We start from the raw sequence: 11,972 nt of genomic DNA, 5'->3' as shown, positions 1-11,972 counted from the left end.
CAAGGACTTATTCGGGTTGAGGTTTGATACCAAAATGAGCCAGGACGTTGCGTAGCAGCCCTTGCAAACGCGGATCAGCAAGCATGGCCCAGGCATACCCGATACAACCGGCGTTGAAGACGCGTCCCCCTTCCGGACGCTCCCAATAGATCATCTCGCCGCCTTGGTCCGTGGCAGGTTTCACCGGACGCATGAAATAGTCGAAGGCGGCGCCTCCTTCCTTCCAGGGTACAATGCCATTGGCCAGCAAGCGGATGCCCGGCGGATCTTCAGGAACCTTTCCTCCGGGAGGATTGGGCTGCTGTTGTAACTTGGCCAGTGTCGATACGCGAACATCAAATTCATGCCCATTTACAGCAGGGGTCTTACCCACGCCAGCTTCGCCAATGCGATCCCCTTTGCGGAGTTTGAGATTTTCCGGCGCCCGGAACAAAGCATGGTCGGGGTCTTCAATGACGAAAGGGCCGAAGTTTTTCGGGTTGCTCGGATTATTCCAACCCAGGCTTTCCAAGCCGATGAGCTGCCAGCCGGGATAGCCGCATTCCCGCATCAAACCCCCTCGTCGTCCATCCTGGCTATGCCAGGCTTCGCCACGCCGCTGGGGAGGAATCTGATTTCCCGGAGCATCGACCTTCCGGCATTCGATGATGGTGCCCTCCGGATTGAAGCTGACCCGCCAGAAGATAGTGTTCCCGGACAGATTGATCACTTGCCCGCCCCCCTGCAAGTATTGGCGGAGTCCTTCATACATCGGGATGGACCAATACTCATTATGGCCGACAATGACGACCGCACGATAGGATCGTAATAGATCGGGTTGTTTATGGAGATCGTAATCGCTAATGATGTCGTAGAGGTACCCATTCTGTTCCAGCCAAACATGCAGGGGGCGCTCGGCCCGCGCGAGGTGGCTGTATTCTGTAGGGCCGCCATAAAGCACATACGGGCTAGCTACTGGCCACGGCATCCGCAACCCCAACTGCAAGGTGCCCTGCCCTGCGGCATGAGCGCGATAAAAGCTATAAGCCGGTGGATTGGTCGGACCATTTGTAATCCCTCCCGTTCCCCAAACTTGTTTGCGTGACGCGGGCGGTATCGCAAACGGCGTGCTGCTGTAGGCCCGCCAGGTGTTCGTGGCGGCTAACACCAACAGAGGTGCCGCAGGCCGATTCTTGCTCCGCTTGACAATGAAGGTTACATACTGATATCTCTCCGTTTTGCCATACTCAAACCGGAAGCGGGCTACATACAAACCCGGCCTGGCATCCTCTGGAATTTTCCATGTATGTCGAACGGGCCAACGGCAATCATAAAGGTCGTCGGATGCCAACCGTAATCCGTGACCACGTTTTGTATCTTGTGCCGGATCGTAAGTTCCAAATCGCGCCACATTGGCATCAAACGAGGGACCACCGATCATCCATATACCTTGATTGATAATTCTTCCGTGACGTTGATGCGCACTGACATCAGCGACATGTTCGCCTTTTTCCTCTTGCAGCGGCCAACAGCCCAACAGGCTGGCATCCTTGGGCACTGTCAATCCATTGTCAGCAAATCGCTGGCGAATTTCCTCCTCACTCAAAGCCCGAGAATAGATGGCCGGCATCGCCACATCGGCATCCAGGAAGTGTGAGGCTTTACCGGCCTCTCCTGCCGCCCCCCAACGCAAGGGTACGGCAGACCAGTTTACCTTTCCCTCCCACCGCCACTCGGCGATCTTTCGGCCATCGACATAAATGCGCTTGACCCGGCCATCCCAGACTGCTACTAGATGTTGCCAACGTATATTCAATGGACCTTTCGGTTGAGGAACATGCAGAGATTTCGCTGGGGATATATGTTCTCCATCCGCATGATATTTCCCTCCATCTCCCAGGTAGAAAACGATCTGGCCCTTCGCATTGACCATCAATGCTAATGAGCATTGGTCAGGGTGATCATATTGGCTAAGAATAGCTTGCGTTTCCGATATATACCAAGGACGAATCCACAATTCCACACTCAAAGAATGAACCGCTTCCGATAATGATTTATGGACATAGATGTACGAACCGGGATGGATGGGGTGAGGTGCGGGGGATTGTGCAAGGAACTCCGCGAGCACCTCCTCCCCGGCGGGGTCGTCGAAGCGCGGTCCCAAACGGCAAATGGCCAAATCGTAAGGGACACTGGCGCTCACGTGGAGCTGGAGCGTCTCGCCGGCGTGGAGGGAGTGTTCGGCAGGGTAAGCATGGACTCCGGGGACCTCCAGGGGACGATGAGGAGGCAATCCGCCAACCGCATCAGTTGCGGCTTGTGTCCCCTCCCAACTTCCTCCTAAAGTAGCTACAGCGAGGCCAACTCCTGTTTGCTGGAGGAACTCCCGACGTGTCGAAGTTTCCATCGCACACCTCCCTTAGCCACATCTCCTTGACAGAGAATCAATGATCCGCACAATCCTTATACATCAGTTCCATCTGTCTCTATTGGTGAAAAAATTTCATTTTCCTTACCTCTATGTTTGTAAGATTGGTATTTTCAACGAGGCTGTCCGGTATAAGCTGTCACTACGAGCGTCAAATCGTCCTGGAGCGGCTGTTGCCCACAGAAGCGGCGCTGGTCCTCCAGGATCGCCCGGCAGAGAAAATCCGGAGACTCATATCCATGGCGTTGCAAACAATCCTTCAACCGTTCCATGCCGTATGTTTCTCCGATCTCATTGCGAGCTTCGATCAGTCCGTCCGTATAGAAGACTAAGCGGTCGCCTGCTCCAAGCTGAACGCATTTTTCCCGAAATTGCTCTCCTGGCATAATGCCCAACATGAAACCCGTGGCACGCAGAAGCTTGACTTCACCAATCGCTGCCACAAAGTGCAAAGGTGACGGATGGCCCGCATTGGCGAAGGTCAACTGACCCGTTGAGCGGTCGAGCACTCCATAGAAAGCCGTGACGAACCGGTCATCGGCCAGATTTTGCAAGCGCTCGTTCATGGCGGCTAGCACCTGGCCCGGAGAAATCGTTGTCGGAGCGACCTCGCTGAAGGCGATCCGGGAGATGATAGCCACCATCATGGCAGCAATGCTGTGGCCACTGGCATCGGCGATGAGGAAGCCTAAGTGGTTAGGGTCCGGTCGGGCGACATCGTAATAATCGCCGCCCAGGTGATCGAGGGGAGCATAGTGAATTCCCCAACTCAACTCTGGCCAAGTCGGCGGTTCCGAAGGGAGCAAGAGGCGGGTCTGAAAGCGTGCTGCTGCTTTTAGATTGTGTCGTAATTCGGCATCCCGTGCCAGTAACTCGTCGTTCAACTGCTTGAGAGCGCGGGTACGGGCTTCAACCTGCCGGTGGAGATAATCCGTCCTGCGTGCCATGAGCAATCGCGTCGAGATAATACCAACTACCACTCCGTTTTCTACGACCGGCAAATGGCGCACGCGCAGCCGTTCCATGCGCACGATGGCTTCTTCCCAATCCAAGTCCGGACCAATCGTGTGGGGGTGCGGGGTCATCCATTCGGAGACGGGATGGCAGAGCCAGTCGCTGGGCGCTGCCACGATCCGCCGCAAGAGGTCCCTTTCCGTGAAAATACCGAGAAGGCGTCGTTCACTATCTGTAACCAATACGGAGCCGATGCGGCGCTCATTCATCAGAAGGAGCACCTCGCGCAAGGGGCAGTCGGGCGAAACTGTCACTGGCTGAGATTCCATAACGTCACGGACCTTGAGCAACGGCGCTTGCATCAATTCTTCGTCCCCATCTAATCCTTAAGACCCTCCCCTACCTCCGTTTTGGAACCACTCTGAGCGCGGCAAGACGTTATTGGACCCTACTAGGATCGAATCCAGGGAATGTTCAAGCGAGGATACTTTTGGTCCCAGGTCTTGGTGGCCTTCAAGTTCCTGCAACCAGAGGGACTATATAGCGATCCACGTCATCCTCGCTGTGGATGTCTGGTACGGGGGAGAAAAGCTCCCAGCTTTCGATCAACGTCGCTGACTCACCGACTTGCAACGTGGTCAACTCACCGACTGTTTCCATTTCCAGCATATCTTGATTGCTGAAGGTTTGGTATCGGGTTCCCAGATCAGGATAGACAGCCCCTTCCCGATAGTCGAAGCGCTTGACGAAAAGTGTGCCGGAATTGAGATAACCGACCCATCCCATCCGGTGGGCCAAGCCGATTTTGGTGGGCCCCCGATTGACATCCTGTCGGAGGAAAATGTAGCGGCTGCCGAAGGTCCAGCGGTTGTCCGCAAAGTCGAAATAGGGCCAGAGGATGAGTTCCTGATTGGGAGCAAAGTCCGCCGGGGAGCGAGCATTGCGGGGATGGCCGGGATGGGGCCGCTTCGGCGGCAGAGGGATGATCTCGACACCTCCCGGAGCCAAAACAGTCGGTCCCCAAGGGGCGAGTTCCGTCGGTGCCGTCCCGATATTGGTGACCTGCAATTTGACATCCAAGCGTGACGAGCGCTGATCCAATTGGATTTCCATGATCTTTTGCAAGCCGTACTCCACCTCTGGCGGCGGTATAAAACGAGCAGCCAAGTCTCCCAACGGTTCCCATCGCACGGGGCGATTGTCAGGGTAATAGGTTCGTGTGAGGTCCTCCGGGGCGATCCAAAAGCGATGCCCGCCTCGGATCTGCCATTCCGGTTCACCCGTTCCGCCCATTTGGGAGTCGTAATTTTTCAGCACATTGACTCCGTTGAGCAGGCGGTAGGAAATGATCCGCGGTCCCACATCCAGGGTCACGATCACTTCCGCGACATCATTGCTCAGACAGAGATTGTTGTTCCAGCCACGATAAGGGACAATTTTCACGGTAGCCTCCACTGTACTCTCGAAACTAACTGTTGCGGTCGGCAACGAACGCCTATCCAACCGCGTGACGGCCCGGCTTGTAGGATACGAACAGCATCTTATCGCGCCGCCTAGAGAAGAGGAAATCCGGTACAAGCGTATTCTGGCATACAATGTCAGCATCGGGGGAGCAACAAGATCTTTTCCACCCCTCGGACGAGATTGAGCAATGACAACGGTCAATGCTGGTACACGAACACCGCTGCCCATGTGGGATGATCTGCCGCGGAACACCGCCGGACGAGCTGCCGTTTCGGGTCGGCCATCGCAAGATCATCCCCTTGCCCCCATGAGCGCCGCGGAGATGAAGCAACGGGGATGGGATTGGGTGGATGTCGTCTTCGTGACCGGGGATGCTTACGTTGATCATCCGAGCTTTGCGATGGCGATCCTGCACCGTGTGCTTGAGGCGGCGGGATTTCGTGTAGCCATGCTCAGCCAACCGGATTGGCGCAGTGCCGAACCCTGGCGGCAATTCGGGCGCCCGCGGCTCTTCTTCGCCATCAGCGCCGGCAACATGGATTCGATGATCAATCACTACACGGCCAACAAGAAGGTGCGTAACGACGATGCATACTCACCCGGCGGCCGGATCGGTTTGCGACCGGATCGTGCCACCATCGTTTATTGCCAACGCGCACGGGAGGCCTTCCCCGGCGTGCCGATCATCGCGGGCGGCGTCGAAGCTTCTCTGCGGAGGCTGGCTCATTACGACTACTGGTCAGATACCGTGAAGCGCTCGATCCTGTTGGACAGCAAGGCCGATCTGCTCGTTTATGGGATGGGGGAACGGAATATCGTCACGATCGCCCGGAGACTGGCCGCCGGACAAACTTTACGTGACCTGAGAGACCTCCGTGGGATCGTGTATCCTTTAGGGGCGCGAGAAGCGTCGCAATTTTGTCCCGACCGCAGCCCCTATCCGTGGACCTACGAACAACTGCCCAGCTATGAGGAAGTCCGGGAGGATAAGGTGGCTTTTGCGCGGGCGACCCGCCTCATCCATCTCCATACCAATCCCTACAATGCTGCCGGCTTGGTTCAGTTTCATGAACGGCAGGCCGTGGTGCAAAACCCACCGGACCTGCCCCTGACCCAAGCGGAGATGGATGCCATCTATGACTTGCCCTTTACTCGCCGGCCGCATCCCAGTTATCGGGAACCCATCCCGGCTTTTGAGATGATCAAGGATTCGATCACCATCATGCGCGGATGCTTCGGCGGCTGCACGTTCTGTTCCATCACGGCGCATCAGGGACGGATCATCCAAAGCCGTTCGGTGGAATCGGTCGAGCGAGAGGTCCAACGCCTCACTCAAGACCCTCAGTTTAAGGGAATCATTTCGGATGTGGGCGGACCGACAGCTAACATGTACCGCATGGGGTGCAGCCGGCCGGAAGTGGCGGCAAAATGCAAGCGACTCTCCTGCGTCCATCCCACGATTTGCAAGCTGCTGGATACCAACCACGGCCCGTTGATTGAGTTGCTGCGCCGCGTTCGGCAAGTCCCCGGAGTCCGCAAGGTGTTCGTAGCTTCAGGAATTCGGATGGACTTAGCTGAGAAATCGCCGGAGTATGTGCAGGAGCTAGCCTCCCATCACGTCGGCGGCCGCCTCAAAGTGGCCCCGGAACATGTGGCTCCTCGCGTTCTCCAACTCATGAAAAAGCCGCCCGTGATTCACTTCGACCGCTTTACGAAGCAGTTCCGTGCGGCGTCGCGGGCCGCCGGAAAGCCCCAGCAACAAATCGTGCCCTACTTCATCGCTTCGCATCCCGGAAGCGACTTGCAGGCTATGATCGAATTAGCATTGTATCTCAAGCGGAGCGGCTACCGCCCGGACCAGGTGCAGGACTTCATCCCCGCTCCTATGGACATCGCTACCTGCATGTATTACACCGGCATAGACCCGATGACGATGCAGCCAGTCTATGTGGCTCGGAAGCTCCGCGAGAGGAAATGGCAGCGTGCCTTGATGCAATTCTTCAAGCCAGAGAATTACTTCTTGGTCCGCGAAGCCCTGATCCAAGCCGGTCGAGCCGATTTGATCGGGGGATGCGACGGGCTGATCCCTGCCAAGCCGCCCCCCCAAGCTCTGGCCCGCCGTCGGTTTTCTCCGCTAAAGACAGTCGAGGATGATCACTACCACGCTGTTGTCCAGCATCAGGTCTCGCAGCCTCATGCCAGGGAAGAACAAAGGACGAATTCCCCCTGCCGTAGTGGACCTGGCTCCGCCTCCAGCATCGGGTATCGTCCAGGACGCAAGGGACATCGCCGCCGGGAAAGAACCTCCCCTGCCCCGAATCCTCCCCCTTCCCACTCGTGACCTGCGCCGGGTCTGAGACGAGGCCTTTGTTATGGCAACAGAGTTTGAGCTGGCTCCTTTTGTCGTGGCTCCACAGGAAGCTGGCCACACTTTGGCCAAAGTCCTGCGTTCCCGTTTAGGTGGGCCGACGTGGACCCAGGTGCGGCGGCTCATCGCGGCGCGACGCGTCCAGATCAACGGCAGTGTCTGTACCGATGATGCACGGCGGCTCCAGGAAGGCGAAACGGTGACACTGCTTCGCCACCCTCAGCCGCTTCCCGCAACAGCGCACCCGCAGCGTCTCGTCCTCCGCCACTTGGATGACCAAATTGTCGTGGTGGAAAAGCCCGCGGGGATCAACACCGTCCGGCATCCCCGGGAACGCACCTGGCCCTCACGCCGCCGTCGGCAAAGCCCAACGTTGGAAGACCTGACCCAATGGGCCATAGCGGCCCGTTACCAATATTCCCCCCATGTGCTGCCACGTTTGCGAGTGGTGCAGCGCCTGGATCGGGAAACCAGCGGCTTGCTCGTCTTCGCTCGCACGGCGGAAGCGGAACGCATCTTGGGCCAGCAGTTCCAAGCTCACACTGTCTTTCGCCGCTATATCGCCATTGTGGTGGGAACAATGAAAGGACAAACATTCCGTTCACGGCTGGTGCGCGACCGAGGCGATGGACGCCGGGGTAGCACTCGCAACCCCCATCGAGGGAAAGAGGCCATCACTCACGTGGACGTCATCGAACACTTGCCCGGTTATACCGTCGTATCTTGCCGATTGGAGACGGGACGTACCCATCAGATTCGGATTCATCTTGCAGAAGCCGGACATCCCGTTTGCGGGGAGAAGGTTTACATCCACACTCTCGATGGCCAGATTCTGGACGATCCGAGCGGTGCCCCGCGACTGGCCCTGCACGCCGCCGAGCTGGGTTTCCTTCACCCGACAACGGGTCAACCTCTCCACTGGAGTATGCCTTTGCCGGACGACTTGTCTCGTTTTCTGCAGCAGCTCAAAAAATCTGGTGGGAATCGCCACAGCCTCAAGCACTCCCGTGATGGATAGGAAGTAGAAACAATCGAGAGAGGGAACAGGAACAATCCAGGAACAAACCGGCGGTTATCCGGCCAGGAGGAACAGATTGCCTTCAAGTCAGGGCCGATGGGAAAGCAATTAGAGGCCTCCTTCACGCGTGAGGCCGTAAGCTTTAATCTTGCGATCGAGTGTGGACCTTTCGATACCGAGAATAGCCGCCGCCTGGGATTTGTTCCAGTCGGTGTGCTGGAGCGTAGCCCAGATGTGCCGTTTTTCTAGCTCATCGAGAGACAGAGGTTGATAACTCCCCGGCAAATCTGGGCGGGCAGGTGCCGATCCTGACGGCCCCGTTCCTGTTCTTGAGGGTAGATCGAGTTGCGATAGCCAAATGTCCGTAGCATCGATGACGTGGCCCGTAGCCAACGCGACAGCTCGCTCGATGACGTTTTTCAATTCCCGGACATTACCGGGCCAGTGGTAATGCTGGAGCTTGTCTAAAGCGGCAGCGGTAAATCCTTTGAACTTCCGCCCCGTCTCGCGGCTGAAGCGTTTGAGAAAATGTTCGGCCAGCAGGGGGACATCTTCCATCCGCTCCCGCAAAGGTGGAACATCCAACTGGATGACCTGCAAGCGGAAGAAGAGATCATGCCGGAATGTTCCTGCCCGTACGGCCTCTTCCAAGGGCCGATTCGTCGCTGCCACCACGCGAACATCGACGTGAATTGGCACATTCCCTCCGACCCGCTCGAAGGGATGCCCCTCCAGCACCCGCAGGAACTTAGCCTGAGTGGATAGGGACATTTCTCCGATTTCATCCAGGAAAATGGTTCCTTCATCGGCGGATTCGAATTTTCCGATGAGGCGTTCCGTCGCTCCGGTAAAAGCCCCTTTCTCGTGGCCGAACAGTTCGCTCTCCAGCAGGGTTTCCGTCAGAGCCGCACAATTGAGGGTCACGAACGGTCCATGACGCCGCGGACTGGCCTGATGGATGGCCCGTGCCACCAGCTCTTTGCCCACGCCGCTTTCACCGCGGATGAGGACAGTAGCCTTGGTCAAGGCAGCACGCATGGCCTGTTCCAAGACGCGCTGCCAAGCCGGACTTTCCCCAATCAGCTCAGACTCCAGCCGCAGTTGGCTCCGCAAACTCTGGTTTTCCGTGGTCAGAGTGGCCTCGCGCCGCAGCCGCTGCCAAACCACTCCGAATTGCCGGGCGACGGCCAGAGTAAACTCCAGATCATCAGCATTCAAAGGTACCGTCGGCGAGGTGCGGTACAGATGGAGCAAACCCAGAAGTTGATTCTCGAAAAACACTGGGGCGCAAATCAGACTGGCCACGCGCAACTCGGCGATGCTCTCGCGGGTTTTGAGAGTTTGATCCGTGGCCACGTTCTCGGCCAGGATCGCCTGCCGGGCAGACATCACCTCGCGGCTGACAAAACTCGAGACCTTATGGTAGGTTTGCGGAGCGTTGGGATTGCGGCAACGGTACACCACGGGAACCAGTTCGTTCCCTTCTTTCAGTGCCAGAACAGCAGCCGTTTCCGCGGGTGTTGCCCGGAACAAAGCATCGACGACCAATTCGCACAATTCCACCGGAGTCGTACAATTGGCCATGTCCAGCGCCAAGCGGTACAGCACGGCCAGCGCTTGGGCAGGAGCAATGCGCGGTCCGGTTTGGGTCGAATCGGAGGTGCTGCCTGCCGGAGGGAGATAGCGGGTCTGTCCCAGCCGTTTGCGGATAGCAAATCCATCTCCCTCCGCTTCACGAGGCTGATTCTCCGGCGTCCATTCCGGCAACTGCCCGAGTTCTTCGACGAACACCAGCCGAGTCCGGCCTACGCGGATTTCATCCAATGGGCGAAGGACGCGTTCCTTGCGGAGCAGCTCCCCATTGACCAGCGTGCCATTGAGGCTGCCGAGGTCCCGAATGGCCCAGTCTGCCCCTTCCGGGTATATCTCGGCGTGTTCCCGGCTGCAAAGATCGTCCTTGATGACTATTTTGTTGGAAGGAGCGCGTCCTAAGCGATGCCGTGTACCCTCCTGTAGGGGAAACACTTCTCCGTAGCCATCATCACGGCGAACAACCAGGTATGCGCGCGCCAAGGTGGACATGATTATTGGAGCAACTGTTTACGCGTCTCAGAGCTACTCATTGTTACCATAAACCCTCCTCTAGTCCGTGCAAGTAGGGATTCTGCTATCATCAGAACCTCAACCCCGGCGGTTGTTGAGAATGTTGCGGACACCGTTCCCCTTAGCCGCGTCCAAAATAGCAGTCACGATACCCCATGGTACGGCTTTGTCCACATCCAGGACCATCTCGCGCCGCCCCGTGCTGTCAATGATACGCTTCATTTCTTTAGCAATCTGATGGATCGGAACTTCTTGCTTCTCAATACGGACCACCGGTCGATTCCCATCCATCCGAGCGGTGACAACAAACACCTGGTCTTTGATGTCTTTGTAGTTGACTTGAGCCGGTCCCTTCTTATCCGGGTTAAGCGGGGGGACATCAATCGCCCGTTCGAGGGAAGCATAGGTGATGGTCAGGATGAAAAAAATGAGCAAGACCAGGCAGACGTCGATGAGGGGATTCATATCGAGGTGGGTCTCATCCTCTTGCAGCCGCGGAGGGGTGAGCCACTCGGCCACGCTGTCGGCCAATTGGGGATGGGTGTCGATGCTCCGCCACTGATTCTCGCCGGGCCCTTGGACCTCATCGCTGGGCAGCCAGTGCCCCTCCCGGATTCCGGCCAGCACTTCTTCCGGACTCGCTAACCGAATAGCTTGGGGTGATCCTTCCGGTCGCACCAGCCAACTGCTCATAGGAGACACCTTTGCTTCAGCCGTGCCGAGAGTTTATTGGGCGTCAGACCTCCCGCCTTCTGATCCACCATGTTATTCTCGCGGGGCTTCCACAACAGTAGCCACAAACGAGTTGATCATGTTCTTCTTGTGTCGGGCCTCCAATTCCGGCTGCAATTCCACAATCCGCTCGTAAGGCAGGTCTTTGTGGCAAGCAACACGCACCTCCGGCGGCCGAGACACTGTGGCCAAGATTTCGTCCAAGGCGCGTAACGCCGCTTCGGGAGTGTGTAGCAGATCATGACTAGGTTTGGGAGCAGCCTTACCGTGGCGCACGGCGTAGTACACTTGCTCCTCGTTGTATTTGTCGATGACGATTGTTATGGCTTCGGGATCAGTCGCCAGGGAGCCAGCGTAGCGCATTTCCGGCACATCCACAGGTGCCAGCGCTCCCGCCGCTCGGATCATGATGAAGAATACTAGCAAGACCATGCTGATGTCGATAAGGGGGACCATATCCACTTCTTCATCGTCATCACTGCGGTGAAAGAGCGGTGCCGGGGCATGCTCGAACAACTCATCCACATCCCGTGGAGTCATTCCCTCTCCAGGGAGGCGATCGGAAGAGAGAGGGAGCCCGGAGGAAGAGGCTGCCTGGTGTCCCTGAGTGGCTGCCTGTTGCTCCTGAGCGGAAGAAGAGGAGGATTCCACACTGCTGACCGCTACAGTCGGCAGCGTCAAAACCTTGGGGAGATAATCCGCGAGTAAGGGATAATCCCGAACTGCAACCCACAGCTCAGTCCCGCTGGGTCGTACGTGATCGGTCGCGGCCAAGCGGCCTTGCTGGACCCAGTCCGCCGCCACTTGATACGGCACGCCTTTGTACACGGTATTCGCCGTGACGAACCAGACATCGAAACTCTTCGGTGCTCCGCCCACGAGGTCGTTCCTCTCGAAAACGCAAATATCGGGTATACGAATTGCAC

General features: G+C 57.3%; 8 protein-coding genes. 2 read left to right on the top strand and 6 right to left on the bottom strand.

What is annotated here, in order from left to right:
- Window positions 1–7: 7 nt before the first annotated feature.
- The 3 genes from H0921_RS00510 to H0921_RS00500 all read right to left on the bottom strand — a co-directional run bounded on the left by H0921_RS00510 (window position 8) and on the right by H0921_RS00500 (window position 4,804).
- A complete protein-coding gene (locus H0921_RS00510; protein ID WP_194536076.1) occupies window positions 8–2,386 on the bottom strand; it encodes a LamG domain-containing protein in 2,379 nt (792 codons plus the stop codon).
- A 134-nt stretch (window positions 2,387–2,520) separates the two neighbouring features.
- Window positions 2,521–3,723, bottom strand: coding sequence for a PP2C family protein-serine/threonine phosphatase (locus H0921_RS00505; protein WP_228498875.1), 1,203 nt, complete (start codon window positions 3,721–3,723; stop codon window positions 2,521–2,523).
- 151 nt (window positions 3,724–3,874) lie between these two features.
- Complete coding sequence (locus H0921_RS00500; RefSeq protein WP_194536075.1) at window positions 3,875–4,804, bottom strand: hypothetical protein; 930 nt, start codon at window positions 4,802–4,804, stop codon at window positions 3,875–3,877.
- Window positions 4,805–5,012: 208 nt separating this feature from the next.
- Between H0921_RS00500 and H0921_RS00495 the strand changes: the two genes are divergently transcribed.
- Both H0921_RS00495 and H0921_RS00490 read left to right on the top strand, forming a co-directional pair.
- Window positions 5,013–7,166, top strand: coding sequence for a YgiQ family radical SAM protein (locus tag H0921_RS00495; protein ID WP_228498874.1), 2,154 nt, complete (start codon window positions 5,013–5,015; stop codon window positions 7,164–7,166).
- 31 nt (window positions 7,167–7,197) lie between these two features.
- Window positions 7,198–8,211 (top strand): RluA family pseudouridine synthase, encoded by a 1,014-nt coding sequence (locus tag H0921_RS00490; protein WP_194536074.1) that lies wholly within the window; start codon window positions 7,198–7,200, stop codon window positions 8,209–8,211.
- Between the two features lie 108 nt (window positions 8,212–8,319).
- Here H0921_RS00490 and H0921_RS00485 read toward each other — a convergent pair whose 3' ends face one another.
- The 3 genes from H0921_RS00485 to H0921_RS18280 form a co-directional block, all read right to left on the bottom strand.
- Complete coding sequence (locus H0921_RS00485) at window positions 8,320–10,293, bottom strand: sigma 54-interacting transcriptional regulator (protein WP_194536073.1); 1,974 nt, start codon at window positions 10,291–10,293, stop codon at window positions 8,320–8,322.
- A gap of 99 nt (window positions 10,294–10,392) precedes the next feature.
- Window positions 10,393–11,007 carry an ExbD/TolR family protein gene (locus H0921_RS00480; RefSeq protein WP_194536072.1) on the bottom strand — a complete coding sequence of 205 codons (615 nt, stop codon included), beginning with the start codon at window positions 11,005–11,007 and terminating at the stop codon, window positions 10,393–10,395.
- 72 nt (window positions 11,008–11,079) lie between these two features.
- Window positions 11,080–11,925, bottom strand: coding sequence for an ExbD/TolR family protein (locus H0921_RS18280; RefSeq protein ID WP_194536071.1), 846 nt, complete (start codon window positions 11,923–11,925; stop codon window positions 11,080–11,082).
- Window positions 11,926–11,972 lie beyond the last annotated feature (47 nt).

The sequence above is a fragment of the Thermogemmata fonticola genome (assembly GCF_013694095.1).
GTDB classification, from domain to species: Bacteria; Planctomycetota; Planctomycetia; order Gemmatales; family Gemmataceae; genus Thermogemmata; species Thermogemmata fonticola.
The sequence above is the reverse complement of the archived record's forward strand: the minus strand, read 5'-3'. Positions and strand labels throughout refer to the sequence as shown.

What these genes read in the sequence shown, in the direction of transcription:
- H0921_RS00510 (WP_194536076.1), bottom strand. Translation starts at nt 2,386, where the DNA reads ATGGAAACTTCGACACGTCGGGAGTTCCTCCAGCAAACAGGAGTTGGC.
- H0921_RS00505 (WP_228498875.1), bottom strand. Translation starts at nt 3,723, where the DNA reads ATGCAAGCGCCGTTGCTCAAGGTCCGTGACGTTATGGAATCTCAGCCA.
- H0921_RS00495 (WP_228498874.1), top strand. Translation starts at nt 5,013, where the DNA reads ATGACAACGGTCAATGCTGGTACACGAACACCGCTGCCCATGTGGGAT.
- H0921_RS00490 (WP_194536074.1), top strand. Translation starts at nt 7,198, where the DNA reads ATGGCAACAGAGTTTGAGCTGGCTCCTTTTGTCGTGGCTCCACAGGAA.
- H0921_RS00485 (WP_194536073.1), bottom strand. Translation starts at nt 10,293, where the DNA reads ATGTCCACCTTGGCGCGCGCATACCTGGTTGTTCGCCGTGATGATGGC.
- H0921_RS00480 (WP_194536072.1), bottom strand. Translation starts at nt 11,007, where the DNA reads ATGAGCAGTTGGCTGGTGCGACCGGAAGGATCACCCCAAGCTATTCGG.